Annotated in this window: 28 protein-coding genes; 13 read left to right on the top strand and 15 right to left on the bottom strand. The window is 64.3% G+C overall.

The genetic code is table 11. The features are described 5' to 3' along the window. Nucleotides 1-149: 149 nt before the first annotated feature. From hutI to P8H27_RS05495, 3 genes are all read left to right on the top strand, one after another. The gene (hutI, locus tag P8H27_RS05485) at nt 150-1358 is read left to right on the top strand and encodes an imidazolonepropionase (RefSeq protein ID WP_289635701.1); all 1209 of its coding nucleotides are present in this window, start codon (nt 150-152) and stop codon (nt 1356-1358) included. Beyond that, on the top strand, nt 1351-2154 hold the full coding sequence (hutG, locus tag P8H27_RS05490; protein ID WP_289635703.1) for an N-formylglutamate deformylase: 804 nt from the start codon (nt 1351-1353) through the stop codon (nt 2152-2154). The genes hutI and hutG overlap by 8 nt, the downstream gene beginning before the upstream one ends. A gap of 112 nt (nt 2155-2266) precedes the next feature. Continuing rightward, nucleotides 2267-4210 carry an autotransporter domain-containing protein gene (locus P8H27_RS05495; RefSeq protein ID WP_289635705.1) on the top strand — a complete coding sequence of 648 codons (1944 nt, stop codon included), beginning with the start codon at nt 2267-2269 and terminating at the stop codon, nt 4208-4210. 36 nt (nt 4211-4246) lie between these two features. Here P8H27_RS05495 and P8H27_RS05500 read toward each other — a convergent pair whose 3' ends face one another. Next, nucleotides 4247-4681 carry a hypothetical protein gene (locus P8H27_RS05500; protein ID WP_289635707.1) on the bottom strand — a complete coding sequence of 145 codons (435 nt, stop codon included), beginning with the start codon at nt 4679-4681 and terminating at the stop codon, nt 4247-4249. Nucleotides 4682-4789: 108 nt separating this feature from the next. Here P8H27_RS05500 and pip point away from each other — a divergent pair, with 108 nt between their 5' ends. From pip to P8H27_RS05520, 4 genes are all read left to right on the top strand, one after another. After that, on the top strand, nt 4790-5761 hold the full coding sequence (gene pip / locus P8H27_RS05505; RefSeq protein WP_289635709.1) for a prolyl aminopeptidase: 972 nt from the start codon (nt 4790-4792) through the stop codon (nt 5759-5761). Then, complete coding sequence (dtd, locus tag P8H27_RS05510) at nt 5758-6195, top strand: D-aminoacyl-tRNA deacylase (RefSeq protein ID WP_289635710.1); 438 nt, start codon at nt 5758-5760, stop codon at nt 6193-6195. The genes pip and dtd overlap by 4 nt, the downstream gene beginning before the upstream one ends. Nucleotides 6196-6366: 171 nt before the next feature. Then, the gene (locus P8H27_RS05515; RefSeq protein WP_289635711.1) at nt 6367-7716 is read left to right on the top strand and encodes a cache domain-containing protein; all 1350 of its coding nucleotides are present in this window, start codon (nt 6367-6369) and stop codon (nt 7714-7716) included. 3 nt (nt 7717-7719) lie between these two features. After that, nucleotides 7720-8367 carry a response regulator transcription factor gene (locus tag P8H27_RS05520; RefSeq protein WP_289635712.1) on the top strand — a complete coding sequence of 216 codons (648 nt, stop codon included), beginning with the start codon at nt 7720-7722 and terminating at the stop codon, nt 8365-8367. Nucleotides 8368-8422: 55 nt separating this feature from the next. Here the strand turns inward: P8H27_RS05520 and P8H27_RS05525 are convergent, their stop codons facing one another. Beyond that, entirely contained in the window at nt 8423-8839 is a 417-nt protein-coding gene (locus P8H27_RS05525; RefSeq protein ID WP_289635713.1) for a UPF0158 family protein, read from the bottom strand. Between the two features lie 26 nt (nt 8840-8865). On the opposite strand from P8H27_RS05525, the gene P8H27_RS05530 reads away from it, so the two are divergent. Next, entirely contained in the window at nt 8866-9072 is a 207-nt protein-coding gene (locus tag P8H27_RS05530) for a hypothetical protein (protein WP_289635714.1), read from the top strand. Here P8H27_RS05530 and P8H27_RS05535 read toward each other — a convergent pair. From P8H27_RS05535 to ubiE, 9 genes are all read right to left on the bottom strand, one after another. Continuing rightward, entirely contained in the window at nt 9064-9771 is a 708-nt protein-coding gene (locus P8H27_RS05535) for a 16S rRNA (uracil(1498)-N(3))-methyltransferase (RefSeq protein ID WP_289635715.1), read from the bottom strand. The genes P8H27_RS05530 and P8H27_RS05535 overlap by 9 nt on opposite strands. Then, complete coding sequence (gene tatC / locus P8H27_RS05540; protein ID WP_289635716.1) at nt 9768-10562, bottom strand: twin-arginine translocase subunit TatC; 795 nt, start codon at nt 10560-10562, stop codon at nt 9768-9770. Before tatC ends, P8H27_RS05535 begins: the two co-directional genes overlap by 4 nt. Next, on the bottom strand, nt 10559-10909 hold the full coding sequence (tatB, locus tag P8H27_RS05545; protein WP_289635717.1) for a Sec-independent protein translocase protein TatB: 351 nt from the start codon (nt 10907-10909) through the stop codon (nt 10559-10561). The genes tatC and tatB overlap by 4 nt, the downstream gene beginning before the upstream one ends. Nucleotides 10910-10912: 3 nt before the next feature. After that, the gene (gene tatA / locus P8H27_RS05550) at nt 10913-11146 is read right to left on the bottom strand and encodes a twin-arginine translocase TatA/TatE family subunit (RefSeq protein ID WP_289635718.1); all 234 of its coding nucleotides are present in this window, start codon (nt 11144-11146) and stop codon (nt 10913-10915) included. A gap of 61 nt (nt 11147-11207) precedes the next feature. Then, nucleotides 11208-11540, bottom strand: a complete 333-nt coding sequence (locus P8H27_RS05555; protein WP_289635719.1) for a phosphoribosyl-ATP diphosphatase — start codon at nt 11538-11540, stop codon at nt 11208-11210. Next, entirely contained in the window at nt 11533-11934 is a 402-nt protein-coding gene (gene hisI, locus P8H27_RS05560; protein ID WP_289635720.1) for a phosphoribosyl-AMP cyclohydrolase, read from the bottom strand. Before hisI ends, P8H27_RS05555 begins: the two co-directional genes overlap by 8 nt. 66 nt (nt 11935-12000) lie before the next feature. Then, nucleotides 12001-13590 (bottom strand): ubiquinone biosynthesis regulatory protein kinase UbiB, encoded by a 1590-nt coding sequence (gene ubiB / locus P8H27_RS05565; protein WP_289635721.1) that lies wholly within the window; start codon nt 13588-13590, stop codon nt 12001-12003. Then, nucleotides 13587-14204 (bottom strand): SCP2 domain-containing protein, encoded by a 618-nt coding sequence (locus P8H27_RS05570; protein ID WP_289635722.1) that lies wholly within the window; start codon nt 14202-14204, stop codon nt 13587-13589. The genes ubiB and P8H27_RS05570 overlap by 4 nt, the downstream gene beginning before the upstream one ends. Continuing rightward, nucleotides 14204-14974 carry a bifunctional demethylmenaquinone methyltransferase/2-methoxy-6-polyprenyl-1,4-benzoquinol methylase UbiE gene (ubiE, locus tag P8H27_RS05575; RefSeq protein ID WP_289635723.1) on the bottom strand — a complete coding sequence of 257 codons (771 nt, stop codon included), beginning with the start codon at nt 14972-14974 and terminating at the stop codon, nt 14204-14206. Before ubiE ends, P8H27_RS05570 begins: the two co-directional genes overlap by 1 nt. 186 nt (nt 14975-15160) lie before the next feature. Between ubiE and P8H27_RS05580 the strand changes: the two genes are divergently transcribed. From P8H27_RS05580 to P8H27_RS05600, 5 genes are all read left to right on the top strand, one after another. Continuing rightward, nucleotides 15161-15439: a polyhydroxyalkanoic acid system family protein gene (locus P8H27_RS05580; RefSeq protein ID WP_289635724.1), complete on the top strand. Its 279-nt coding sequence runs from the start codon at nt 15161-15163 to the stop codon at nt 15437-15439. Nucleotides 15440-15554: 115 nt separating this feature from the next. Next, on the top strand, nt 15555-16013 hold the full coding sequence (locus P8H27_RS05585) for a phasin family protein (protein WP_289635725.1): 459 nt from the start codon (nt 15555-15557) through the stop codon (nt 16011-16013). A 10-nt stretch (nt 16014-16023) separates the two neighbouring features. Continuing rightward, nucleotides 16024-16737 carry a phasin family protein gene (locus P8H27_RS05590; protein ID WP_289635726.1) on the top strand — a complete coding sequence of 238 codons (714 nt, stop codon included), beginning with the start codon at nt 16024-16026 and terminating at the stop codon, nt 16735-16737. 564 nt (nt 16738-17301) lie between these two features. Next, nucleotides 17302-18702: an electron transport complex subunit RsxC gene (rsxC, locus tag P8H27_RS05595; protein WP_289635727.1), complete on the top strand. Its 1401-nt coding sequence runs from the start codon at nt 17302-17304 to the stop codon at nt 18700-18702. Beyond that, complete coding sequence (locus P8H27_RS05600) at nt 18699-19727, top strand: RnfABCDGE type electron transport complex subunit D (RefSeq protein WP_289635728.1); 1029 nt, start codon at nt 18699-18701, stop codon at nt 19725-19727. Before rsxC ends, P8H27_RS05600 begins: the two co-directional genes overlap by 4 nt. 117 nt (nt 19728-19844) lie before the next feature. Here the strand turns inward: P8H27_RS05600 and P8H27_RS05605 are convergent, their stop codons facing one another. The 4 genes from P8H27_RS05605 to phaC (P8H27_RS05620) form a co-directional block, all read right to left on the bottom strand. Next, entirely contained in the window at nt 19845-20459 is a 615-nt protein-coding gene (locus tag P8H27_RS05605) for a TetR/AcrR family transcriptional regulator (RefSeq protein ID WP_289635729.1), read from the bottom strand. Nucleotides 20460-20549: 90 nt separating this feature from the next. After that, nucleotides 20550-22232, bottom strand: coding sequence for a class II poly(R)-hydroxyalkanoic acid synthase (gene phaC, locus P8H27_RS05610; RefSeq protein ID WP_289635730.1), 1683 nt, complete (start codon nt 22230-22232; stop codon nt 20550-20552). A gap of 468 nt (nt 22233-22700) precedes the next feature. Next, nucleotides 22701-23552, bottom strand: a complete 852-nt coding sequence (gene phaZ / locus P8H27_RS05615) for a poly(3-hydroxyalkanoate) depolymerase (protein WP_289635731.1) — start codon at nt 23550-23552, stop codon at nt 22701-22703. Nucleotides 23553-23705: 153 nt separating this feature from the next. Beyond that, nucleotides 23706-25382: a class II poly(R)-hydroxyalkanoic acid synthase gene (gene phaC, locus P8H27_RS05620; protein ID WP_289635732.1), complete on the bottom strand. Its 1677-nt coding sequence runs from the start codon at nt 25380-25382 to the stop codon at nt 23706-23708. Between the last annotated feature and the right edge of the window lie 81 nt (nt 25383-25463).

A 25463-nucleotide genomic window follows, 5' to 3' on the forward strand; every position in this document is an offset into this window, starting at 1 on the left:
GCGCTGGCGGTTTTACCCGCATTTCAAGCGGGCCGCGATTGCCTTTGCCGAGGCGGCGGCCATGCTTGTGGTAAAGGCCATCCCGGTTCGGATGCTGATCATTGCAGCAGGCGGCTGGCCGCCATGCACCGCGAGGAGGAACACCCCTTATGCAACGCCTCTGGCTCAATTGCCATGCCGCCACCCTGGCCGGCGGGCGCTACTCGATCATCGAGGACGCCGCGCTGGTTACCAAGGGCGCGCATATTGCCTGGATCGGCTCGCGCGCCGAACTGCCCGCCGGCGACTATGCCGAAACCCACGACCTCGGCGGCGCCTGGCTGACCCCCGGGCTGATCGACTGCCACACCCACCTGGTGTTCGGCGGCGACCGCAGTGGCGAGTTCGAGCAGCGCCTCGAGGGCGTCAGCTATGCCGAGATCGCCGCAAACGGCGGCGGCATCGCCAGCACCGTGCGCGCCACCCGCGAGGCCAGCGAGGGCGAGTTGTTGACCGGCGCGCTGCGGCGGGCGCGGCAACTGCTGCGCGAAGGCGTCACCACCCTGGAGGTGAAGTCCGGCTACGGCCTGGATCTGGCCAGCGAGCGCAAGATGCTGCGGGTGATCCGCCGTCTCGGCGAGATGCTGCCGCTGACCGTGCGCGCCACCTGCCTGGCGGCTCACGCCGTGCCGCCGGAATATGCGGGTCGGGCCGACGCCTATATCGAGCGGGTCTGTCGCGAGATCCTGCCGGAGTTGGCGGGCGAAGGACTGGTGGATGCGGTGGATGCCTTCTGCGAGCACCTGGGCTTTTCCCCGGCCCAGGTCGAGCGGGTGTTCGTCGCCGCCCAGGCGTTGGGGCTGCCGGTCAAGCTGCACGCCGAACAGCTGTCCTCGCTGCACGGCTCCAGCCTGGCGGCGCGCCACCGGGCGCTGTCGGCCGATCATCTGGAGTACATGGACGAGTCCGACGTGATCGCCATGGCCAAGGCCGGCAGCGTGGCGGTGCTGCTGCCCGGCGCCTTCTACCTGTTGCGCGAGACCCGAGTGCCGCCGATCGAGTTGCTGCGCCGCCATGGCGTGGCCATGGCGGTGGCCAGCGACCTCAATCCCGGCACCTCGCCGGCGTTGTCGCTGCGCCTGATGCTGAACATGGCCTGCACCTCGTTCCGCCTGACCCCGGAGGAGGCCCTGGCCGGGGTGACCCTGAATGCCGCCAAGGCCTTGGGCCTGGCGGCCAGTCGCGGTAGCCTGGAGGTGGGCAAGCTCGCCGATTTCGTTGCCTGGGACATTCAGCGGCCGGCGGAGCTGGCCTATTGGTTAGGTGGCGATCTGCCCAAGCGGGTGATCCGCCACGCGCAGGAGATCGAGCATGAATAACGTACTCAGTTTCAGTCGCGGTAGCACACCGCTGCTGATCAGCATGCCGCACCCCGGCATCCTGCTGACGCCTGCCGTTGAGGCCGGCCTGGTGGCGCAGGCGCAAGAACGCCCGGATACCGACTGGCATATCCCGCTGCTGTATGACTTCGCCGATGAGTTGGGCGCCAGCACCCTGGAGGCCTACTACTCGCGCTATGTCATCGACCTCAACCGCCCGGAGGACGACCAGCCGCTCTACGCCAGCGCAACCACCGGACTGTTTCCGGCGACCCTGTTCACCGGCGAGCCGCTGTACCGCGCAGGGCTCGAGCCGTCCAGTGCGGAGCGCGCGCGCTATCTGGCCGAGATCTGGCAGCCCTATCACCAGACCCTGGCCGCCGAACTGGCGCGGATCAAAGACGAGTTCGGCTATGCGCTGCTGTTCGATGCGCACTCGATCCGCTCCTGCGTGCCGCACCTGTTCGACGGCCTGCTGCCGGACTTCAACCTGGGCAGCAATGCCGGCGCCAGCTGCGACCCGCAACTGAGCGAGCGTCTGCTGGCGGTCTGCGCCGGAGCCAAGGACTACAGCCACGTGCTCAACGGCCGCTTCAAGGGCGGCCATATCACCCGCCACTACGGCCAGCCGCAGGCGCATGTACATGCCGTGCAGCTGGAGTTGGCGCAGTGCACGTACATGGAAGAACAGCTGCCCTTCGACTATCGCCAAGACCTCGCCGAGCCGACCCGGGCGGTATTGCGCCAGTTGCTCCAGGCCATGCTCGACTGGGGAAGAGAGCGCTATGGCGCTTAGCCACAAGCCGTTCCCGCTCGTGGCGTTCACCCATTTGGGGGAGCGTCGAAACTGAACTTACTGGCTACTCTGCCGCGCTTGCCTACCGGCAAGACAACAAGACGGAGTAGCCATGACTTTCCCCATCAAAGCGTTGACCGCGGCAGTACTCTTGGCCGGCCTGCCAGCCGCCGCCCACGCCATGCCGTATTCACAACTGATCATCTTCGGCGACTCGCTGAGCGACAGCGGCCAGTTTCCCGATATCGGCAGCCCGCTGTTGGCGGGTAACCCGACTGGCGGCACGCGCTTTACCAACCGCACCGGGCCGACGTATCGGCACAACGGCAGCGAGTATTACGCGGAGGTTTCTACGCAGCGCTTGGCTGGTCTGCTGGGTCTGCAGGCCTTGCCTTCCACACCGGTACTGCCGCAGGTTTTGACCGGCAACCCGGACGGCACCAACTATGCGGTGGGCGGCTATGAAACTGCCGCCATCTTGGCATCGGTCAAAGACCCCGGCGGTTCGGTGGTCAATGCCGGCGGGCCCTTCGTTCGCACCCGCAACGGTTACCTGGTGGATGTGCCGCGGGTCGATCCCAACGCCTTGTTCTACGTCAACGGCGGCGGCAACGACGTGCGCAATGGTGTGGTCGTCGATCAGGCCAGTGCGGCAGTTTCCGCCAGCAACCTGGTGGCCGCCGTAGCGGCGCTGCAGGCCGCTGGCGCACGGGCGATCATTGTCTCCGACCTGCCCGATGTGGGCATGACGCCTGAAAGCGCGATGCTTGGCGCCGGCACCGTTGCCACCCGCTCGGCAAACTCGGCATTGTTCAATCAGGCGCTGAATGCCCAACTCTCCGCGTTGGGCGGCAATCTCGTGCGTCTGAACGTGCGTGGCCTGCTGGCCGAGGTGCAAGGCGATCTGGCCGCGTATGGCTTCGACCCCAGCGTCGTGCAAACAGCGGTCTGTTTTGATGGCGCCCCCATCGCCGGTGTGAACTGCAATGCAGACCCCACCTGGGGCATCGCTAGCCTCAGCGCCGATCCGAGTAAGCTGCTGTTCAACGATGGCATTCACCCATCGGGCGCCACCCAGCAAATCACCGCCGATTACATCTATTCGATCCTCTCGGCGCCTTGGGAAGTGTCGCTGCTGCCGGAAATGGCCATGGCCAGCCTCAACGGCCACCAGCAACAGCTGCGCAGCGAATGGCAGGCCGACCGCGGTGCCTGGCAAGCCGTGGGCCAGTGGCGCAGCTTCGTCGGCGCCAGCGGTCAGCGCCAGCAGTTCGAGCGTGGCGAGGCGGTGGCCAGCGGCGACAGCGATGGCCTGGGCGTTAACCTGGGCAGCAGCTACCGGCTGAGCGAACAGTGGCGCCTGGGCCTGGCCCTGGGCCTGCAGCAGCAGACCCTCGAGGTGGGCGCGGCCGACTCCGAATACGACCTGCGCAGCTACCTGCTCAGTGCCTTCGCCCAATACCAGCAGGATCGCCTGTGGGCCGATGCCAGTCTCAGCCTGGGCCACCTGGACTACAGCGACCTCAATCGGCAGTTCGCCCTGGGCGTCACCGAACGCAGCGAGAAGGGCGATAGCGATGGCCAGCTCTGGGCGCTGTCCGGGCGTCTGGGCTATGACCTGGCCAATGCCGACACCGGCTGGCGGGTCAGCCCGTTCATCAGTGCCGACTATGCCAAGGTCGATGTGGACGGCTATCGCGAGCGCGGCTCCAGTTCGACGGCGCTCAACTACGACGATCAGCAGCGCGACAGCACGCGGCTGGGCCTGGGCCTGCAAGCCAATTACCGGCTAAGCCCGGCGACCCAGGTGTTTGCCGAGATCGCCCGTGAACGTGAGTTCGAGGACGATAGCCGCGATCTGCGCATGGGCCTCAATTCGGTTGCCGGCAACAGCTTCGAGCTGCAGGGGCATACCCCGGCCAGTGGCCAGACCCTCGCCGGAGTGGGCATCAGTCATGCGTTAGCCGAGGAGCTGCAGCTGCGTGCGGCTTATCAGTTCCGCGGCACCGACGACCGTCAGCATGGCGTCAACCTGTCCCTCAGTTGGGATTGGTAGAGCGTCAGCCAGCCGCGCGCCAAGGCGCGGCTGGCCTCACTGCCAGCTCAAGCGCGCGAGCTGCCATTCATCGTCTTCGCGCCACCACTCCAGCTTGACCGCATAGTGCCGCGCGCTGTCGGGGATCAGCCCTTCGGCGCCGGTCAGCGCCACCTGGGCTTCAGTGTGGCCTTTCTCGCGGTAAGTCGGGTCGAGCTGGCTAGTCTTGCTCAGGGCGAGCACCCTGACGTGCTTGTGCCGCAGAAACAGCAGGGTCATGGTGCGTTTGGCCCAGTCGCGGTCGAATTCCTGCTGGGCGGAAAATTGCGGGTGCAGTTGCTCGAGAACGGCACCGGTGCGTTTCGCTTCCAGGTTGTCCTGCAGGCGCTGTACCGCCGCTTCCAGGCTCGCCTGTGGGTCATCCTTGGCGCCACAAGCGCTCAACAGAATCAACGGTATGACTAAAAGTAAGGCAAATCGCCGAGCTGACATGCTGAATTCCTTTTACATGGTTATGATGCGAGGCAGAGCGGGAAGCGCTATCGGGCCGTTTGCACACGAGTTGGCGCCGTACCCTACGTATACATCCAGGAGCGCACCATGCAGACTTTGTATCCGGAGATCAAACCCTACGCTCGCCACGAGCTGGCGGTAGAGGCGCCGCATGTGCTCTATGTGGACGAGAGCGGCACGCCGGAGGGGTTGCCGGTGGTGTTCATCCACGGCGGTCCGGGCGCGGGTTGCGATGCCCTGAGCCGGCGCTTCTTCGACCCCAACCTGTACCGCATCGTCACCTTCGATCAGCGCGGCTGCGGGCGCTCCACGCCCCATGCGAGCCTGGAAAACAACACCACCTGGGATCTGGTCGCCGACCTGGAGCGTATCCGCGAGCACCTGGGCATCGACAAGTGGGTGCTGTTCGGCGGCTCCTGGGGCTCGACCCTGGCGCTGGCCTACGCCCAGCGCCACCCCGAGCGGGTGCAGGCGCTGATCCTGCGCGGCATCTTCCTCTGTCGTGCGCAGGAGTTTCACTGGTTCTACCAGGAAGGCGCCAGCCGCCTGTTCCCCGACTACTGGCAGGACTACCTGGCGCCGATTCCGCCGGAGGAGCGTGGCGAACTGATCCAGGCGTTCTACAAACGCCTGACCGGTTCCGACCAGATCGCCCAGATGCACGCGGCCAAGGCCTGGTCGACCTGGGAAGGCCGCACCGCCACGCTGCGGCCGAACCCGCACGTGGTGGAGCGCTTCAGCGATTCGCACCGGGCGCTGTCGATTGCCCGGATCGAGTGCCACTACTTCATCAACAACGCCTTCCTCGAAGCCGACCAGCTGCTCCGCGACATGCCGAAAATCGCCCACCTGCCGGGGGTGATCGTGCATGGCCGCTATGATCTGATCTGCCCCTTGGACAATGCCTGGGAGCTGCACCAGGCCTGGCCCAACAGCGAGCTGCAGATCATCCGCGACGCCGGCCACGCCGCCTCCGAGGTGGGCATCACCGACGCCCTGGTGCGTGCCACCAAGCAGATCGCCCGGCGCCTGCTCGACCTGTCGCCCGACGAAGCATGAAGGCGCTGATCCAGCGCGTCAGCGGCGCGCGGGTGGAAGTGGGCGGCGAGGTGGTCGGCGCCATCGATCGGGGCTTGCTGGCCCTGGTCGCGGTCGAGCCGCAGGACGACCCGGCCAGCGTCGCCAAACTGCTGCACAAACTGCTCAACTACCGGGTGTTCGGCGACGCCGACGGCAAGATGAATCGCTCGCTCGGCGATGTCGCCGGCGGTCTGCTGCTGGTCTCGCAGTTCACCCTGGCGGCGGACACGCGCAACGGCCTGCGTCCGAGTTTTTCCAGCGCCGCGCCGCCGGCCCTGGGCGCCGCGTTGTTCGAGCTGTTGGTCGAGCAGGCCCGGAGCAAGCATGCGCAGGTCGCCTGCGGCCGCTTCGGCGCCGAGATGCAGGTGCATCTGGTCAACGATGGCCCGGTGACCTTTCTCCTCGAGGTCTGAAGGGCGTGTCTTGGCCGGCGGCGATGAGCGTCCGCCGGGCCCTGCCGGTTGCGCCGGTAAATCCGCCGAGATGACGGCTCGCTGGCGCGCCGTCATGCTTTGCTAAAATCCCACGCGCCATCCGCCTGCGGCTACGCAGGCAACGTAGCCGCACCGCCACCAACGGATCCTATGCCGCTCAAACAAAAGATCGTCGCCCTCGCCATTCTGCCGCTGCTGCTGGCCATTGCCGTGATCGGCGCGCTGCTGCTGTCGCACGCCAAGCGCTTGGGCGAGCAGCAGGAGCGGCTGATCGAAACCAGCATCATCGCCAGCAAGAAGGCCGAGCTGCAGCACTACGTCGAGCTGGGCTTGAGCGCTGTCGCGGCGCAATATGCCAGCGACCGCGACGATGCGGTCACCCAGCAGCAGGTGCTGAGCATCCTGCGCGGCCTCGACTATGGCAGCGATGGCTATTTCTTCGTCTACGACGGCAAGGGCCGCAACCTGATGCACCCGCGCCAGCCGGAGTTGACGGGGCGCGACCTGGTGAACATGAGCAACCCGCACTGGGTGCAGGCGATCCAGGCGCTGCTGCTCAGCGCACGTAGCGGCGATGGCTTTCAACGCTATCAATGGGAGAAACCCTCCTCCGGTCAGTTGACCGAAAAGCTCGCCTACGTGGTGATGCTCGAGCGCTGGGACTGGATGATCGGCACCGGCCTCTATCTCGATGATGTCGAACAGGCCACCCAGCAGGCACGGGCCAAGGTGGCGGAGAACATCCGCAGCACCATGTGGGTGCTGGCCGGCGTGGCGCTGGTGGCGGTGTTGCTGGTGTCCGCTGCTGGGCTGATGCTCAACGTCAGCGAGCAGCGCCTGGCCGACCGCAAACTGCAGCTGTTGGCGCAACGCATCGTCAGTTCCCAGGAGGAAGAGCGCTCGCGGGTTTCCCGCGAGCTGCACGACGGCATCAGCCAGTTGCTGGTGTCGGTCAAGTTCCGCCTCGAACTGGCCTGTCACGAACTGGAACACGGCCGCAGTCAGGCGCTGGAGACCCTGCGCGGCGGGCTGGCGCGGCTGGCGGGGGCCATCGCCGAGGTGCGGCGTATCTCCCATGACCTGCGTCCTTCTCTGCTGGACAGCTTCGGCCTGCCGGCGGCCATCGGCCAGTTGGCGATCGAGTTCGAGCAACGCAGCGGGCTGCCGGTCGAGTACCAACAGAATCTGGGGATGCTGCGGTTGGCCGATGCCGAGTCGGTCGCGTTGTTTCGCATCGTGCAGGAGGCGCTGGCCAATATCGCGCGGCACGCCCAGGCCCGCCGGGTCGGCATCAGCCTGGCCCAGCATGGGCCGACGGTGCAGCTGAGGGTGCGCGATGACGGCATCGGCTTCGACATCGCCCGGATCGAGCAGACGCGCAGTAGCGGCATCGGCCTGCGCAACATGCGCGAACGAGTCGAGCATCTGGGCGGCCGTTTCAGCCTATCTTCAACGCCAGGCCGCACCGAGCTTACGGTGAGTCTGCCGCTACCGGGTTAAGCCATGTCCAAGTTGCCCCTGCATTCCGAGCGTATCCGTGTTGCCCTGGTCGATGACCACGAACTGGTGCGCGATGGCCTGCGTGCGCTGTTGACGGCCATGCCGCAGCTGGAGGTGGTGGGCGAAGCCAGTAGCGGTGCCGAGGCGCTCACCCTGGTCAGCCGGATTCGCCCCGATCTGTTGCTGGTCGACATCGGCATGAAGGACATGACCGGCCTGCAGCTGACCGAGATCCTCTGCCGCGACTACCCCGGCATTCAGGTTTTGATCCTGAGCATGTACGACCACGCCGAATACGTGACCAGCTCGATTCGTGCCGGTGCGCGCGGCTATGTGCTGAAGGATGCGGCCTCGCGGGAAATAGTCGCCGCCATCGATGCGATTGCCGCCGGCGCGACCTACTACAGCGCCGACTTGCTGGAAAAGACCGTTAGCCTGCCGGCCGTCGCCGCCGACGAACTGACTCCGCGTGAGCGCGAGGTGTTGCAAATGCTCGTGCAGGGCCTGAGCAATAAGGCCATCGCCCGCACGCTGGAGATCAGCGTGCGCACCGTCGAAACCCACAGGCTCAGCATTCGCCGCAAGCTGGGCATCGATACCCCGGCCGGACTGGTTAAATACGCACTGGAGCGCGGCTGGTTAAGCATCTGAGCAGCCCGCTGGTCTCTCGGGGATTCCGGGCTCCCGCGTCGCCATGCCGCCCTGGCTAGTCCGCCGCTTCGAGGCCATTGGCCTGCAGCCACTCGAGCGCCAGTTCGCGTATTTGTTGTGCCTGATAGGCCTGCCAGGTGCGCTGCAGCTGCGGCAGCTTTTCCAGCTCATAGTCGAAGGTGCGCAAGGCTCTGCGCCCGCTCAGGGCATGGCTGAGCAGGGTATGCGTGTGCGGGTCGGGCAGGCTGAACAGAAAGGCTGCGCGCATGGCCAGCAGATCGTCCAGTGCCAAGGGGGCTATGGCCAGGTAGCGATCCGGCTGAACAGCGTATTTTTCTTCGGCCCCCGGGGCCGGCGCACCGGGGGCGAGGCGCCGCAGCGTGCCGGTTTCAAGATCCAGGTACTGCTCGGCGTCGTCCTGGTTGAGCAGTGCCTGTTCGAGGCTCTGTAGATCGATGGTCAGGGGGTGCATGGCCGTTGGCTCCAGGTGGCGACTGATTGACCCTAACGCCGCTGTCGCGGCATTGCACCTCGCGGCTGCCGGGCGCCGAAGTCGAGGCGATCCTGGGAAAACCTCGAGCTGCCGACAAACAGGGCGTGCCGGTGTGTTCCGGCGGCGACGAGCCGCAGGCTGCCCTGCTGCAAGCTAAGGGCCAGTTGCTCTCGGCGCATTGGCACGCCCAGCCGGCTACGAACTCAGAATAAACGTGCCAGCAGGGCGGTGACGGCGGTTTCCACCCGCAGAATGCGCTCGCCCAGCTGCACCGGTTGCAGCCCGGCGTTGTGCAGCAGCTCGACTTCGTAGGGAATCCAGCCGCCTTCCGGGCCTATGGCCAGGGTCACGGCCTGTTCGACGGCGCGGGGGCAGGGCGGATGGCCCCCGGGGTGAGCGATCAGGCCGAGGCTGCCGGCGGCCAGCGCCGGCAGGCGGTCTTCGACGAAGGGTTTGAAGCGCTTCTCGATGATGATTTCCGGCAGCACGGTATCGCGGGCCTGCTCCAGGCCGAGGATCAGTTGCTCGCGAATCGCCGCCGGCTCGAGAAAGGGCGTCTGCCAGAAGCTTTTCTCGACCCGATAGCTGTTCAGCAGCACCACTCTGGGTACGCCCATGGCGCTGACGGTTTGCAGCACGCGGCGCAGCATCTTCGGTCGCGGCAGAGCCAGCAGCAGGGTGAGCGGCAGTTTGCTCGGCGGGGCGTGCTCAAGGCGGATCGACAGCTCGGCGTGATCGGGCTCCAGGCACTGCAAGGTGCCGCTGCCCATCAGGCCATTCAGGCGCCCCACCCGCAGGCTGTCGCCAGTTTCGGCGCGATGCACTTCATGCACATGCTTGAGGCGGCGGCCACTGAGGCGCACGCGGTCGGCGGCGATAAAGTCGCCGTCTTCCAGCAGCAGCAGGTTCACGGTTGGGTGCTAGGCGGCTGGTCGTTGTGCTCTTGCCCGGCGGCTTCGGCGTCGTGTTCGTCACGGCGTTTGACCAGGCTGCCGCAGAGCAGGCCCGCCTCGAACAGCAGCCACATGGGCACGGCCAGCAGGGTCTGCGAGAACACATCGGGCGGGGTCAGCACCATGCCCACGGCGAAGCAGCCGACGATCACATAGGGACGGCCTTTGCGCAGGGCGGCGACATCGACGATGCCGACCCAGATCAGCAGGAAGGTCGCCACCGGGATCTCGAAGGCCACGCCGAAGGCGAAGAACAGGGTGAGGACGAAGTCCAGGTATTGGCCGATATCGGTCATCATCGCCACGCCTTCCGGGGTCACGCTGGCGAAGAAGCCGAACATGATCGGGAACACCACGAAGTAGGCGAAGGCCATGCCGCCGTAAAACAGCAGGATGCTGGAAATCAGCAAGGGGATGGCGATGCGCTTCTCGTGCTTGTACAGGCCCGGCGCGATAAAGCCCCAGACCTGATGCAGGACGATCGGCATCGAGAGAAACAGGGCGACCATCATGGTCAGCTTGAACGGTGTCAGGAAGGGCGAGGCCACGCCCGTGGCGATCATGGTCGCGCCTTCCGGCAGATAAGCCCGCAGGGGCGCGGCGACCAGCGCGTAGATCTCCTGGGAGAAGTAGAACAACCCGGCAAACAGCAGCAGCACGGCCCCGATAATACGTAGCAGGCGCGTGCGCAATTCGGTCAGGTGCGAGACCAGGGGCATTTCCTGATCGCTGTCGGAAGCTTGGCTCATGGTTGCGGGTTTTTATCCTGGCTGGTGCTGGTGCCTGTCTCGGCCTTGGCAGCGGCTTCGCCCGCAGGGCCGGGTTCGATCAGGCTACTGAGGGGCGCGTTAACGCTCTGTTTCATCGCCTTCATTTCGCGCTCAAGCTCGAGAATCTGCTCGTTATGCAATTGCCGGCGAATTTCGTCGGCACCGATCTCGCGCTCGACTTCCGCCTTGATCGTGCTGAAGCTGTGCTTGATCCGGCCGATCCATAAGCCGGCCGTGCGCACGGCGCCGGGCAGGCGGTCAGGGCCCAGCACGACCAGGGCGACCACGCCGATCAGCAGCAGCTCGGTAAAGCCTATGTCGAACATGGCTCAGTCTTTTTTCGTCGGGTCTTCGACCTTGCGCGCCTGGGCGTCGATGGTCTGGCCCTTGGGCTCTTCCACCGCAGGCTTGTCGCCGTCGTCGTTACCCATGGATTTCTTGAAGCCCTTGATCGCGTCGCCGAGGTCGGAGCCCAGGCTTTTGAGGCGCTTGGTGCCGAACAGCATGACCACGATCAGCAGGATTATCACCAGTTGCCAAATGCTAATGCCACCGAAACCCATGATGCGTACTCCTCAGTGATAAGTTGATCGGGATTGTAAGCCGGCTTGGATTGTAAGTCGGTCAGGGTTGCGGGCGTGCGGCTTTCTCCGCATGCCCGGACAGGCCGAAGCGGCGATCCAGCTCGTCTAGCACCGCTTGCGGATGCTGGCCGAGGGCGGCGAGCATGATCAAACTGTGGAACCACAGGTCGGCGGTTTCGTAAATCAGTTCGCTGCAGTCGCCGCTGACGGCGGCGTCCTTGGCGGCGAGAATGGTTTCCACCGACTCCTCGCCGACTTTTTCGAGAATCTTGTTCAGGCCCTTGTGGTACAGGCTGGCGACATAGGAGCTGTCGGGCGCGGCATCTTTGCGCGCCTCCAGAACCTCGGCCAGGCGGCTCAGGGTGTCAGTCATGGCGGTGTCCTTTGGCGTAGATGGCGTGCGGGTCTTTGAGCACCGCATCGACGGTTTTCCAGACGCCGTTGTCGAACACCCGATAGAAGCAGCTTGGCCGGCCGGTGTGGCAGGCGATGCCACCCAACTGCTCGACTTTGAGGATGATCACGTCGGCGTCGCAGTCGAGGCGCAATTCATGCAGTTTTTGCACATGCCCGGACTCCTCGCCCTTGCGCCACAGCTTGCCGCGCGAGCGTGACCAATAGATCGCGCGCTGCTCGCTGGCGGTCAGGGCCAGGGCTTCGCGGTTCATCCAGGCCATCATCAGCACGCGGCCGGTTTGGTGATCTTGGGCAATCGCCGGCACCAGGCCGTCGCTGTTCCAGTTGATTTCGTCGAGCCAGTCGTTCATCGCCATTTCCGCTGGTTGCGGGCCTTCTCGGTAGAGTCCTAGTGTGCCAGTGCGGCTCGGGCGTGGCTATCGGTGCATGACCAGATACACCCCGCCTGCGAGCATCGCCCAGCTTGGCCAGGCGGCCAGGCTGAGCAGCAGACCCTGAGTGGCCGCTCCGCCAATCAGCACGACGCCGAGCAGGCGCACCGGCCAATGCGGCTTGTCGCTCGATTCGGCGGGCTTGTCCTGGGGCTGCTGGTTGAGCCGTTCCAGGGTGTCGCGGGCCATCTGCGACAGGTACGGCACCTGCTCGGCCTGCTGTTGCAGGTTGCGCAGCAAATGCAGCGGGCTGACCCGTTCGCGCATCCAGCGTTCGAGGAAGGGCTGGGCGGTCGTCCACAGATCCAGCTCCGGGTAGAGCTGGCGGCCCAGGCCTTCGATATTCAGCAGGGTCTTCTGCAACAGCACCAGCTGCGGCTGCACCTCCATGTTGAAGCGCCGCGCGGTCTGGAACAGGCGCAGGAGCAACTGGCCGAAGGAGATGTCTTTCAGCGGCCGCTCGAAGATCGGCTCGCAGACGGTGCGGATCGCCGCCTCGAAGTCGTTGACCCGGGTCTCGGCCGGCACCCAGCCGGAGTCGATGTGCAACTGCGCCACGCGGCGGTAATCGCGCTTGAAGAAGGCCAGCAGGTTGCGCGCCAGGTAGTCCTGGTCTTGCGCGGTGAGGCTGCCGATGATGCCGCAGTCGATGGCTATGTACTGCGGGTTCCAGGGCTGGCGAGTGCTGACGAAGATGTTGCCGGGGTGCATGTCGGCGTGGAAGAAGCTGTCGCGGAACACCTGGGTGAAGAAAATCTCCACGCCGCGCTCGGCCAGCAGCTTCATGTCGGTGCGCTGGTCGGCGAGGCTGGCCAGGTCGGTGACCTGGATGCCGTAGATCCGTTCCATCACCAGCACCTTGGGCCGGCACAGTTCCCAGTACACCTGGGGTACATAGAGCAACGGCGAGCCTTCGAAGTTGCGCCGAAGCTGGCTGGCATTGGCCGCCTCGCGCAGTAGATCGAGTTCGTCGTAGATGGTTTTTTCGTAGTCGCCGACCACTTCCACCGGGCGCAGGCGGCGCGCATCGGCAGAGGCTTTTTCGGCCAGTTTGGCGAGCAGGAACAGCCAGGCCAGATCCTGGCGGATCACCGGTTCGAGACCGGGGCGGATTACCTTGACCACCACTTCTTCGCCGCTCTTCAGTTGCGCGCCATGCACTTGCGCCACCGAGGCGGAGGCCAGCGGCTGGGCGTCGAAACGGGCGAACAGATCGCTGACCTTGGCGCCGAGTTGCGCTTCGATCAGCGCCCTCGAGTGTTCCGGATCGAACGGCGGCACCTGATCCTGCAGCTTGGCCAGCTCATCGGCGATATCCGCCGGCAGCAGGTCGCGGCGGGTGGAGAGCAACTGGCCGAATTTGATGAAGATCGGCCCCAGCTCTTCCAGGGCCAGGCGCAGGCGGGTGCCGCGCGACAAGTGCAGGGCTTTGCGCGGCAGCCAGTGCCACGGCAGGGCATAACGCAGGGCGCGCAGCCATAGCGGCAAGGGTTGGGCGAACAGCAGGTCATCCAGTTGGTAGCGGATGACCACGCGTTGAATACGCAGCAGACGACGAACGGCGAGCAGCTTCATGCGTTGGGCTTATGCGATTGGATGAGGTGCTCGATGCGGGCATCGAGACGGTCGAGGTCGAGTTTGAGTCGATCCAGTTCGGCGAAGCGGGCATCGGCCTCCCGTTGGCCGACCAGACTACGCGATTCTTCGCTGAGGTAGTCGGCCAGATTCAGGCGCAGGCTGTCGAGGGTCTGGCCGGCCCAGTTGGCCCGGCTGCGGATATGGCTGCCCAGCAGTTGGCTGGCGACCGGGCCGAGCCAGCGCGACAGCTCGTACTCCCAGTCCAGCTCCAGATCCTGAAGGATGCCGGCCAGTTCCAGCAGGGCGGCGCTGTCGCCGTCCAGTTCGACTTGCGGGCTATGCAGCAGCGCCGTTTTGTCCTTGCCGGTGACCAGGCGCACCAGGCTCGTGGCGGGTGCGCGCAGGCGGCAATCGACCGCACCGGCCCATTGCCCGGCCAGCTGCAAGCCTTCGCCGCTGGGCAGGATGAACAGCTGCAGCGCCGGTGCCGTGCAGTCCACGGCGATGATCCGACCGCCCAGGCGTGCCAGGCGCGGCAGCGCCGTGCTGTCCAGGGCCAGCACCCGGTTGAGGCCGAGTTCGATGCCGGCCAGCAGGGCGGTGCTGAGCATCAGGGTTTGATGCCGCGGTGCAGGGCGACGATGCCGCCGGTCATGTTGTGGTAGGTCACGCGCTCGAAGCCGGCCTCGACCATCATCGCCTTGAGGGTGTCCTGATCCGGGTGCATGCGGATCGACTCGGCCAGGTAGCGGTAGCTCTCGGCATCGTTGGTGATCAACTTGCCCATCAGCGGCATGAAGTTGAACGAGTAGCTGTCGTAGACCTTCGACAGCAGGCTGCTCGAGGGCTTGGAGAACTCCAGCACCAGCAGGCGGCCGCCGGGCTTGAGCACGCGCAGCATGGAGCGGATGGCGTCGTCTTTATGGGTGACGTTACGCAGGCCGAAGGCGATGGTCACGCAATCGAAATGGTTGTCCGGGAACGGCAGCTTCTCGGCGTCGGCCTGGACAAAACTGATATTGCCCGCCACGCCGCGGTCGAGCAGGCGGTCGCGACCGACCTTGAGCATCGATTCGTTGATGTCGGCCAGCACCACTTCGCCCGTGGGCCCGACCAGGCTGGCGAATTTGCGCGCGAGGTCGCCAGTGCCACCGGCGATATCGAGCACCCGGTTACCCGTGCGTACGCCGGACAGTTCGATGGTGAAGCGTTTCCACAATCGATGCAGGCCGCCCGAGAGCAGATCGTTCATCAGGTCGTATTTGGCCGCCACCGAATGAAACACTTCGGCGACTTTCTGCGCCTTCTGGCTTTCCGGCACATCCTGGAAACCAAAATGCGTGGTGGGTTCGCTGTCGCTGTTCTTGCGCGGGTCGTTCATCTCGCCCTTACCTGAATATAGAGAGGCTGAATCAAAGTGGCGGCTATTCTAAACCGAAAAGGTAGCGGCAAGCTGCAAGCCATAAGCGTGAGCTTGGCCCGGCCGCACACTGATTCGAGCTTGCCGCCTCGCTCTTGCTATAGTCGCGCGACTTAAGGTCGCAGTTAGTCTGTCAGGAGAGACGTGATGGCCAGAATTGATGTGCAACGCCCCCATTCGCTCGGTCGCGAGGTCGCCCGGGCAAAAGCCGAGCAGTTGGCCGAACGCCTGGCCCGCGAGTACGCCGTGCGTTACAGCTGGAACGGCGACACCCTGGAGTTCAAACGCAGCGGTGCCGATGGTCGCATCGAGGTGGCCGAGGATCGGGTGCGGGTGCAGCTCAACCTCGGCCTGCTGTTGTCGGCCATGAGCGGCAGCATCAAGCGTGAAATCGAAGAAGTGCTGGATAAGAGCCTCAAGGCCTGAGGCGCGGGTTGCATTTTTTTGCGACTAGTATGTGGTTTCTAATTTTCCCCGATACCGTGCAGTCAAGCCTGCATCCCGTGGGCGTTTCCTCAAACCACTGCGCGTGAGGTGCACCATGTCGAAAGTTATCGTGAAGAAGAAAGTCGAAGCCGAAGCCGAAGCCGAAGCCGAAGATAAAGCCACCGTGCTGACCGACGTCAAAGGTTATGCCCGCAAGATCTGGCTGGCCGGTCTGGGTGCCTATGCCAAGGCCGGGCAGGAGGGCGCCGAGTATTTCAAAGAGCTGGTCAAGAGCGGCGAAAGCGCCGAGAAGCAAGGCAAAACGCTGGTCAATGAGCAGGTCGAAGCAGCCAACAGCCAGATCGACAGCGTCAAGACCAGCGTGACCAGCAACGTCAATAGCGTGAAAGGCAAAGTCGAAGTGCAGCTCGATAAAATCGAGAAGGCTTTCGACAACCGCGTGGCCTCCGCACTCAACCGTATCGGTATCCCGTCCAAGCAGGATGTTGCCGCACTCTCTGCTAAGCTTGATCAGCTGAGCGAGTTGCTCGAACACGCCGCGCGCACCAAATAAGGAGAACAGCATGGCCGTTAAGAAGAAAACCGAAAAGCAGACCAGCTCCTGGATCGGTGAGGTTGAGAAATACTCGCGGCAGATCTGGTTGGCAGGTTTGGGTGCTTACTCCAAGGTCAGCAAGGATGGCACCAAACTGTTCGACACTCTGGTCAAGGACGGCGAAAAAGCCGAGAAACTGGCCAAGAGCGAAGTCGAGAAACAAGTCGATGCCGTGAAGTCCACTGTCGAGTCGAAAGTGGGCAGCACCAAGTCCAAGGTCGACGAGGTCAAGGATCGGGCGCTTGGCAAGTGGGGCGAGCTGGAAGAGGCTTTCGACAAGCGTCTGAACAACGCCATTTCGCGTCTCGGCGTACCGAGCCGTAATGAAGTGAAAGCGCTCAACGCCAAGGTCGAAAGCCTGACCAAGCAGGTCGAGCAACTGACCGGTGTTTCGCTCAAGGCGGTCAAACCCGCCGCCAAACCTGCAGTCAAGGCCGCCGCTAAACCGACTGCTAAAACTGCAGCCAAGCCTGCGGCCAAGACCGCCGCTAAACCGGCCGTCAAGGCTGCGGCCAAGCCGGCCGCTAAATCCGTCGCCAAGCCTGCGGTAAAAGCCGCTGCCAAGCCGGCGGTAAAACCTGCCGCCCCGGTTGCCCCTGAGGCAGCTGCTGCTCCTGCTCCTGCTCCTGCGCCGACTCCGACGCCCGTAGCGGCGCCAGCAACGCCGGCCAGCCAGTCCTAAAGACCCGCAGCCGCAAACGCCAACGCCCGGCCCCGTGCCGGGCGTTGGCGTTTTACGGCCTTAGCAGGGCGTTGAAGGGGGGGGCGAGCGGGGGCAGGGCAAGGTCACCCGCTTGGCTCGCCCCGCGATCCAGCCTGCTCCTGCGCTTCGCTGCGTTGCAACGCGGCATCACCAGGCGCCGTAGTTGTTCAACGGCCGGTTAGCAGGCTGTCGAACAACGTAGGTAGTTTTTCAACAGCACTGTTAGTGCTGCAGTGGGTCGTCGGAGCCTGGCAGGCCTCGAACCCATGCCGCGTCGGATGTGCGGGCATTCGCTCTCCGCCTGGAAGTTGCCCTGCGGCGCCTCGAAGTGCACCTGCCGATCATCATACTGGCCGGCACCTGATCTGCCGTTTGTCGGCAGATTTGATCAAAAAATGAACATAGTGCTCATTATTCGCTCACATAATCTCGTGAGTGATTGAGTGTCCTGCCTCGCTTTTCCCTCAAATACCCGGAGCAAAACTCTCTTATGTGCATTGCCGCGCAGGGGGTGTTTTATGCCAAAAAATTGAAGGACGGAAAATGTCTAGTCATTCGTTTCAGAGCGCCGAGCGCATGCAGCCAGCGTTGCTAAGCCAGCGCCAGTCGCCAGCGAAGCCCTTCTGGCGCCGCCTGTTCGCCATCGCCACGCCTGCACAACGTAGCTGGCGCGGCGGCCTCAAGCTCAGAGGCTACAAGCAATTATCCAACACCACGCCGATTGCCCCGGTCGCGGTCGGATCAATACAGCTGGCGATCCCGCTCGAGCGGGGGCGCCGATGCGCTCAGCCCTGCGTGCAGCCGGGGCAGTATGTGCGCAAGGGCGAGGTGATCGGCATGGGCGATGGCAACACCCCCTGGGTGCATGCCAGCACCTCCGGCACCGTGGTACAGATCGGCCCCGCCTTCGCGGCCGACTCAGCCGAGCCGGTTATGGCGGTCATGCTGCACGCAGACGGTCTGGATGAGTGGCTCGTGCGTCCCGTGCTGACGCCACCGCAATCGCCCGAGTCGCTGGTCGAACGGGCTTTGCAGATGGGCATCGTTGGCCTGGGTGGGGCGGGCTTCCCCACAGGCCTCAAGCTGGCCGGTGCCCAGCAGCCCGACCTGTTGCTGATCAACGGTGCCGAATGTGAACCCTTCCTGACCTGCGACGATCGACTCATGCGCGAACGTGCCGAGGCGCTGATCGAGACCGCCGACTATCTCGCCAGCCTGCTGGGCATCGCGCAGACCCGCTTCGGCATCGAAAGCAACAAGCCGGAGGCGATGGCGGCGTTGCGCGACGCCTCCCGTCAGGCGCGCACCCAGGTCGAGATTTGCCCGCTGCCGACGCGCTACCCGGCAGGCGGCCAACCGTTGATGATCAAGAGCCTGAGCGGCCGTAATCTGGCGCCGGGTGCCCGGCCGGCCGAGATCGGCGTGCTGGCGCTGAATGTCGCGACGCTTTATGCACTGGGACGCGCCGTGTTCCACGGCGAGCCGCTGATCACGCGTGTACTGACGCTGACCGGGGGCTGTGAACGCCCCGGCAACGTCGAGGTGCCGGTGGGTTATCCGGTCAGCGCACTGCGCAAGATTGCCGGCGCCGATCCCGAAGGCCAGCTGACCCAGGTCGGCGGCCCGATGATGGGACAGCCGTTACCGGATCCCGCCGCGGTCATCAGCAAGACCAGTAGTTGCCTGATCTTTGCCGCCGAGCGCTACCTGCCGGCCGCCGAACCCGCGGGCAGTTGCATTCGCTGTACACGCTGCGTCGACGTCTGCCCGATGTCGTTGCGCCCCCTGGATCTCTACGCCGCTGCCGAACGCGATGACCACGCGACCCTGCAGACGCTGCGCCTGGATGCCTGCATCGAGTGCGGCAGCTGCAGCAGCACCTGCCCCAGCAACCTGCCGCTGCGCGAGCGCTTTCGCCAGAGCAAGATGGAGATGTCCCAATGAGCCTGGTACGCCGTCCTACCCCGCAGCGACTCAGCACGCTGATGCTGCTGGTCAGTCTGTGCCTGCTGCCGGGCACCGTTCTTTATGCCTGGCAATTCGGTGTCGTGGTCTGGCTGCAGACCTTCTGGTGCGTGCTGCTGGCTTTTGGCTTCGAAGCCGGTCTGCTGCGTCTGCGCGGACGTAATGTACGCGAGGGCTTGAGCGATCTGAGCTGGCTGGTGCTGGGCCTGATTCTGGCTCGGGCACTGCCGCTGCTGGTGCCGCTGTGGATGATCGCGCTGGCCAGCTTTGCCGCCCTCGCATTGTGTAAACACGGCAGTGGGGGGCTTGGCCGCAACCGTCTCAATCCCGCCATGGTTGGCCTGGGAATCATCGCCATCTGCTTTTACCAACAGCTGTACCCCGCGCCATCGAATCAGGCCCCATGGACCTTCGCCCTGGACGCTAAAGAGGTTCTTCTGCAGCAGTTGCAGCTGGCACCGCGCCTCAGCCTCGATGCGTTCGCTGGCGCCACCCAGCTGGCCCTGGGGCAGTTCACTCCGACCACCCCCAATCTGTCGGGGCTCGGCTATGTCGCCGGCGGTTTAATACTGGCTGTCTTGCGGGTGATCCGCATCGAGATTCCGCTGGCGATGCTCGCCAGCACGGCATTGCTGTGCCTGGCAGCCGGCCATACCCTGCAGGAAAGCCTGTACAGCCTCAGCCTCGGCGGCTATCTGTTCACCGCCTTTTTCATCGCCACCGATCCGGTCACCAGTCCCGATACGCGTGCCGGGCGCATCCTGTTCGGCGCTGTCATTGGCGTGCTGACCGAATTGATTCGCGAATTCGGGCTGTACGCCGATGGTCTCTGCTTCGCCGTCCTCGCCGCCAACCTGCTGGTGCCGCAGATCGATGGCCTGGTGCAGCGCATGCAACGCCCCTGGTATGACCAACGCACGGCACTGGCAAGCGGACGAAAAGCAGACGCGCATTCGTCGATCCCTGGTCATGACCGAAAGCATATTGGCCCTGCTGTTGCCTGACGGCTGATCCGGCCAAGGGCGAAGGTTTGCCCTGGCGCGATATGGCTCAGCCTGGACATCGACACGCCCGGCCTGGTGCCGGGCGTTGGCGTTTATCCCCGCATCGGGTTTGCAGCCTCAGGCTTCCAGGTAGCGTTGCGCCAGATGCTCGGCAGCGAAGCGTGATTCGCTAGTCAGGTGTGGCGCCACCAGCATCATCACCTGATAGACCACCAGGCGGCTCTCGCCCTCGCGGCCGATGATGCGCTGATAGTCGAGGGAGAACAGCAGGGTTAGGGTGATCTGCTCGACCAACTGGCCGAGGGAGTGGGTGTCGCTGGCCAGCTGGTTTTCCGCTTTCAGTCGCGCCAACAGCGAGGCCAGGGTGCGTTTCAATGCGCTCAGCCAGTTGCGGATGCCGCGGGCCAGCTTGGGCAGGCGCCCTGCCAGATTGGACAAGTCCTGGAATAGAAAGCGGTAATGCGCCATGCGCTCGACGATCAAGTGCAGGAACAGCCAGTAGTCCTCGACATCCAGGCGTACATCGGCGGGCGGGTTGAGCAGTGGCGCCAGTTCCGCCTGGAAACGCTCGAACAGGCCGAGAATCAGCGGTTCCTTACCGTGGAAGTGGTAGTACAGGTTGCCCGGGCTGATCCCCAGTTCATTGGCGATCTCCAGGATGGAGACGTTCGGTTCGCCTTGCTGGTTGAACAGCATCAGCGCGCATTCGAGGATACGATCGCGGGTTTTCATCCGGTCTTCTTATGCTGGCAGGGGAGGCTGGAAGATAGCCGGCCGAAGGTGGCTTCGGCCAGTGTTCGGTGTGGTTCGCTTGCCGCTCTGCTAGCGCACGTGCACGTAGGTGCCGGGCGCCGCTTCCTGCGCCGGGTAATCCACGCTGCCCAGGGCCAGAAGGCTGTCGCGTTGCTCGCCGGCGTGTTCCTGAACCCAGCTCAGCCACTGCGGCCACCAGCTGCCGTCGTGCTTCTGGGCGTCATGGTACCAGGCGCGCGGGTCGCTGCTGAGTTTGCCGCTCTCGAGGTAGTTGGCCTTGGGGTTGCCCGGCGGGTTGAGAATGCTCTGGATATGCCCGCTGTTGGACAGGATGAAGCGCTTGTTGCCGCCGATCAGCAGGGCCGAGCGGTATACCGCGTCCCAGGGGGTGATATGGTCGTTGATCCCGGCGACGTTGAAGCTGTCGACCGTGACTTTTTGCAGGTCGACCGGGGTGCCGCAGATTTCCAGGCCGCCGGCACGCAGCAAGGGGTTGTGTTTGAAGAAGTCGATCAGATCGCCATGCAAGGCCGCCGGCAGGCGGGTGTTGTCGTTGTTCCAGTAGAGAATGTCGAAGGCTGGCGGCTGCTTGCCGAGCAGGTAGTTGTTGATCCAGTAGTTCCAGATCAGGTCGTTGGGGCGCATCCAGGCGAATACCCGGGCCATGTCGCGGCCGTCCAGTACGCCTTGCTGGTAGGAGCGGCGTTTGGCGGCTTCCAGGGTTTTTTCGTCGGCGAAGAGCATGGCCGGGCTGTCGATCTGACTGTCCAGCAGGCTGACCATGTAAGTGGCGCTGGCAACTTTGCGCAATTGACGCTTGGCTTGCAGATGCCCCTGCAAGGCGGCGATGGTCAGGCCGCCGGCGCAGGCGCCCATCAGGTTGACCTCCTTGCTGGCGGTGATCGCCCGGCACACATCGACGGCCTCTTCGAGAGCCTGCACGTAGCTCGACAGGCCCCACTCGCGGTGCCGCGCATCGGGGTTGCGCCAGCTGACGATAAAGGTTTGCAGGCCGTTCTTCAGCGCGTACTGGACGAAGCTCTTGTCGCTGGAGAGGTCGAAGATGTAGTACTTGTTGATCTGCGGCGGGACGATCAGCAGTGGCCGGGCGTATTGCTTCTCGCTCATCGGCTTGTACTGGATCAGCTCCAGTAGTTCGTTGCGAAACACCACCGCGCCGGGGGTGGCGGCCAGGCTGCGGCCGACTTCGAAGGCCCGCTTGTTGACCTGGCGGGGCAGGCCGTCGTTGTGCAGCAGGTCGTCAAACAGGTGGCTCAGGCCTTTGACCAGGCTGTTGCCGCCACTGTTGAACAGCTCCTTGAGCGCTACTGGATTGAGCAGGGTGTTGGAGGGCGACAGGGCATCGCCGAGGAGGCCGACGATGAATCGTGCGCGGCTGCGATCGTCGGCGCCCAGATCGCTCTCGTCGATCCAGCTACCCAGTTGGTTTTGCCAGGCCAGATAGGCCTGCAGGCTACGCCGGTAAAACGGATTGAGCTGCCAGGTCGGGTCGGCAAAGCGCAGATCTTTCGGGTTGACCTTGTACGGCGTGTCGCCGAGCAGGACGCGCCCCAGCTGTCCGCCCAGGGCCAGCACGTGACGGGCGCTGTGAACCGGCTGGCGCACGCCTTGGAAGGCCAGGTTGCGCAGGGTGGACAGCATGTCTCTGGCGCGCAGGCCCGCGGCGGCATTCTGGGCGTTCATCGAGCCGGCCGAGGCCGGAAGGCTGCGTGTCGGGAATTGTTTGTGCATAAGGCGACACTCCAAAACTATCCGTGATCAAGGAGGCATGGCATACAGCAAGACTTATACCCAAAGGTGGCCAAGGCGCACCCAAGGAGGCTGTCGGACTTCACACTGTGCTACTGCGGAAAAGCCGGGTCTGCTCGTTTTTTGCGCGTGTTGCCGTTGCAGAAAGCGGCTATTCGCCTCGAACGCGCGCATAACCACTTCAAACCGGGCTTTTCCACGCGGCGAACGGTCAAGTCCGACAGCCTCCTAGACTAGCGCAGGTTGTTCCCGGAGGGGCGACTGCTTCGGCACTTAACAGGCCGTTTTGAACGGCGTATCGGCAACCTGGGTGGTTTTTCAACGGTCGCTTGAGTGGCGACGCCATCAAGTTTGCACCGAGACGGGGCGCCAGGGTCGCGTCCATGCTCCCGTTGGCTCGGTGTTTGGGCAGGTGTCGAACGTCCTAGGCGAGCGTTTGCTCACCGCCATTCAGTGTTGGCGAGCAGGCTGTGGATGCATGATGGCCCGTTGGCGTTCTTCGGCGAGAAAACTCATGATGATCGGCGCCACTGTTTCGGCGCGAGTCACCAGGAACAGGTGGCCATCGTCGATTACGTGCAGTTCGGCGTTCGGGATACGCCAAGCCAGCAAGCGCATGTTGATCAATGGGATCAGTGGGTCGTCATCGCCGGCCAGTACCAGGGTCGGTTGGCGGATCCGGTGCAGCCAGTGGATGCTGGTCCAGCCGAGGCCGGCGAACATTTGCCAGTAGTAACCCATCTTGCCGCCCGAACGCACCTTGCTGGCGTGGGCCAGGGCCAGCTTGGGATCGCGGCGGAAGGCGCCACCATAGATGTCCGGAGCGATCTGTACGCCATACGACGGCTGCACATAACGCCGCGGGCTGGCCATGCGCCAGAGCACCTTGGGCTTGCCCGGCACCATCACCGCCCCGGCCGAGGTGGCGGCCAGCACCAGCTTCTTGCAGCGTTCCGGGTAGTCATGGGCGAACTGTTGCGCCAGGGCACCGCCCCAGGACACGCCGATCACATTGACCTGGCCGTAGTCCAGGTAATCGAGCATGCGCGCGGCCAGTTTGGCCAGGCCGGGAAAGCGGAACGGCGTGCTGGGGGTCGAGGAACCACCCACCCCGGGTACGTCGAAGGCGATCACTTCAAGATCGCTGTCGAGTGCCCGAACGAAGGGCATGACCAGCTCCAGGTTGGCGCCGATGCCATTGAAAATCAGCAGTGGTGCCATCTTTCCGCTGCCTGGACGAACGGCGGTGCGGATGGTTTGGCCATCCAGGTCGATGGTGCGAAAGGCAAATGGTAACGACATGCGCGCAGGCCCTATCAGTTAAATCGCTGCGAGTGGCCTTCCCGGCCACTCGCAGAATCACCAGGCAAACGCCTGGTTGGTCGCCCGGCGGCCATGCCTGAGGCGAGCGGCACTTCCCCGTGCCGCGGGCGATGTTGCGCAATGCACGCTCTTCTAGCGCTCGTGGACATAGACCCCGGGGGCAGCTTCGGCGGCCGGGTAGCGCTTGTTGCCCAGGCTGTTCGGTGCCTTCTTGGTGGCGCCGGAGCGTTCGGCCAGCCAGGTCTGCCAATGCAGCCACCAGGAGTCGGTGTGCTTGGTCGAGCTGTCCTGCCAGTCCTTCGGCTCGAGCGGCATTTGCGTGTTGGTCATGTAGCGCGCCTTGGGGTTGCCCGGCGGGTTGAGGATGCTCTGGATGTGCCCGCTGTTGGACAGCACGAACTCGCACTTGCCGCCGAACAGGTGCGCCGACTTGTAGCAGGAGTCCCAGGGCGTGATGTGGTCGGTGGTGCCGGCGACGCAGAAGAAGTCGCAGGTGACCTGCTTGAGGTCGATCGGCGTGCCGCAGACTTCCAGGGCGCCGGGGCGGGTCAGTGGGTTGTTCTTGAACATCTCGATGAACTCGCCATGCAGCGCGGCCGGCAGGCGGGTGGTGTCGTTGTTCCAGTGGAGGATGTCGAACACCGGCGGCTCGTTGCCGAGCAGGTAGTTGTTGACCCAGTAGTTCCAGATCAGGTCGTTGGGGCGCATCCAGGCGAACACCTTGGCCATGTCGCTGCCTTCCAGCACGCCGGCCTGATAGGAGCGGCGCTTGGCCGCTTCCAGGGTCTTCTCGTCGGCGAACAGCGCCACCTGGGTGTCCAGCTTGGTGTCCAGCACGCTGACCAGCAGGGTCAGGGCGTGTACCTTCTGGTCGCCTAGCGCCGCATAGTGGCCGAGCAGCGAGGCGGTGGTCAGGCCGCCGGAGCAGGCGCCGAGCATGTTGATGTCCTTGCTGCCGGTGATCGCGGTGATCGCCTCGATGGCCTCCTTCAGCGCCTCGATATAGCTCGACAGGCCCCACTCGCGCTGCGCCTTGGTCGGGTTGCGCCAGCTGACCACGAAGGTCTGCACGCCATTGCGCAACAGGAAGCGCGCCAGGCTCTTCTCCGGCGACAGGTCGAACACGTAGAACTTGTTGATCTGCGGCGGCACCACCAGCAGCGGGCGCTCATGCACCTGTTCGGTGATCGGCCGGTACTGGATCAGCTCCAGCACCTCGTTGCGAAAGACCACCGAACCCTCGGTGGTGGCCAGGCTCTTGCCGACCTCGAAGGCGTTCATGTTGACCTGGCTGGGCATGCCGCCGTTGTGGACGATGTCCTTGGCCAGGTGCGAGAGGCCGTCGAGCAGACTCTTGCCGCCGGTTTCGAAGAAGCGCTTGACCGCCGCCGGGTTGGCCATGCTGTTGCTCGGGGCCATGGCCTCGGTCATCAGGTTGATCACGAAATGGCCGCGGCTGGCGTCCTGCGCGGTCAGGTTGCTTTCCTCGACCCAGTCGTGCAGCTCCTTGCGCCAGGCCAGGTAGGTCTGCAGGTAGCGCTTGTACAGCGGGTTCTGGCTCCAGGCCGGATCGGCGAAGCGGCGGTCGCCGCCTTCGGGCTGCAGCTCGGACTGGCCGAATATGACGTTCTTCAACTCCACGCCGAAATGAGCCACGTGTTTGGCGCTGTGCAGCGGCTGCCGGATGGCCTGGGTGAGCACCATGCGCGCCGAGGTCAGCAGGTCTTTACCGCGGATGCCGATGACCGGGTTCAGGCCGAGGGTGTTCTCCGACGCTTGCTGTTTCAGATCATCATTTTTTTCAGTCATCTACGACGCTCCATTGTCCTGAGGCGAATACCGGCTGGTTGCTGTGCAAGGCGACAGAGGGCGCAGGCCGGGTATTGCTCG

The organism is Pseudomonas sp. sp1636, from assembly GCF_030376615.1.
Lineage (GTDB): Bacteria > Pseudomonadota > Gammaproteobacteria > Pseudomonadales > Pseudomonadaceae > Aquipseudomonas.

Bases quoted from the DNA above. Each gene is read 5' to 3' on its own strand.
- phaC (WP_289635732.1), bottom strand. From the start codon at position 25,382: ATGACTGAAAAAAATGATGATCTGAAACAGCAAGCGTCGGAGAACACC.
- phaC (WP_289635730.1), bottom strand. From the start codon at position 22,232: ATGCACAAACAATTCCCGACACGCAGCCTTCCGGCCTCGGCCGGCTCG.
- tatC (WP_289635716.1), bottom strand. From the start codon at position 10,562: ATGAGCCAAGCTTCCGACAGCGATCAGGAAATGCCCCTGGTCTCGCAC.
- P8H27_RS05585 (WP_289635725.1), top strand. From the start codon at position 15,555: ATGTCGAAAGTTATCGTGAAGAAGAAAGTCGAAGCCGAAGCCGAAGCC.
- rsxC (WP_289635727.1), top strand. From the start codon at position 17,302: ATGTCTAGTCATTCGTTTCAGAGCGCCGAGCGCATGCAGCCAGCGTTG.
- P8H27_RS05525 (WP_289635713.1), bottom strand. From the start codon at position 8,839: ATGCACCCCCTGACCATCGATCTACAGAGCCTCGAACAGGCACTGCTC.
- P8H27_RS05500 (WP_289635707.1), bottom strand. From the start codon at position 4,681: ATGTCAGCTCGGCGATTTGCCTTACTTTTAGTCATACCGTTGATTCTG.
- ubiB (WP_289635721.1), bottom strand. From the start codon at position 13,590: ATGAAGCTGCTCGCCGTTCGTCGTCTGCTGCGTATTCAACGCGTGGTC.
- tatB (WP_289635717.1), bottom strand. From the start codon at position 10,909: ATGTTCGACATAGGCTTTACCGAGCTGCTGCTGATCGGCGTGGTCGCC.
- ubiE (WP_289635723.1), bottom strand. From the start codon at position 14,974: ATGAACGACCCGCGCAAGAACAGCGACAGCGAACCCACCACGCATTTT.
- P8H27_RS05515 (WP_289635711.1), top strand. From the start codon at position 6,367: ATGCCGCTCAAACAAAAGATCGTCGCCCTCGCCATTCTGCCGCTGCTG.
- P8H27_RS05580 (WP_289635724.1), top strand. From the start codon at position 15,161: ATGGCCAGAATTGATGTGCAACGCCCCCATTCGCTCGGTCGCGAGGTC.
- P8H27_RS05520 (WP_289635712.1), top strand. From the start codon at position 7,720: ATGTCCAAGTTGCCCCTGCATTCCGAGCGTATCCGTGTTGCCCTGGTC.
- P8H27_RS05555 (WP_289635719.1), bottom strand. From the start codon at position 11,540: ATGACTGACACCCTGAGCCGCCTGGCCGAGGTTCTGGAGGCGCGCAAA.
- P8H27_RS05600 (WP_289635728.1), top strand. From the start codon at position 18,699: ATGAGCCTGGTACGCCGTCCTACCCCGCAGCGACTCAGCACGCTGATG.
- hutI (WP_289635701.1), top strand. From the start codon at position 150: ATGCAACGCCTCTGGCTCAATTGCCATGCCGCCACCCTGGCCGGCGGG.
- P8H27_RS05590 (WP_289635726.1), top strand. From the start codon at position 16,024: ATGGCCGTTAAGAAGAAAACCGAAAAGCAGACCAGCTCCTGGATCGGT.
- P8H27_RS05605 (WP_289635729.1), bottom strand. From the start codon at position 20,459: ATGAAAACCCGCGATCGTATCCTCGAATGCGCGCTGATGCTGTTCAAC.
- phaZ (WP_289635731.1), bottom strand. From the start codon at position 23,552: ATGTCGTTACCATTTGCCTTTCGCACCATCGACCTGGATGGCCAAACC.
- hisI (WP_289635720.1), bottom strand. From the start codon at position 11,934: ATGAACGACTGGCTCGACGAAATCAACTGGAACAGCGACGGCCTGGTG.
- P8H27_RS05570 (WP_289635722.1), bottom strand. From the start codon at position 14,204: ATGCTCAGCACCGCCCTGCTGGCCGGCATCGAACTCGGCCTCAACCGG.
- tatA (WP_289635718.1), bottom strand. From the start codon at position 11,146: ATGGGTTTCGGTGGCATTAGCATTTGGCAACTGGTGATAATCCTGCTG.
- hutG (WP_289635703.1), top strand. From the start codon at position 1,351: ATGAATAACGTACTCAGTTTCAGTCGCGGTAGCACACCGCTGCTGATC.
- pip (WP_289635709.1), top strand. From the start codon at position 4,790: ATGCAGACTTTGTATCCGGAGATCAAACCCTACGCTCGCCACGAGCTG.
- P8H27_RS05495 (WP_289635705.1), top strand. From the start codon at position 2,267: ATGACTTTCCCCATCAAAGCGTTGACCGCGGCAGTACTCTTGGCCGGC.
- dtd (WP_289635710.1), top strand. From the start codon at position 5,758: ATGAAGGCGCTGATCCAGCGCGTCAGCGGCGCGCGGGTGGAAGTGGGC.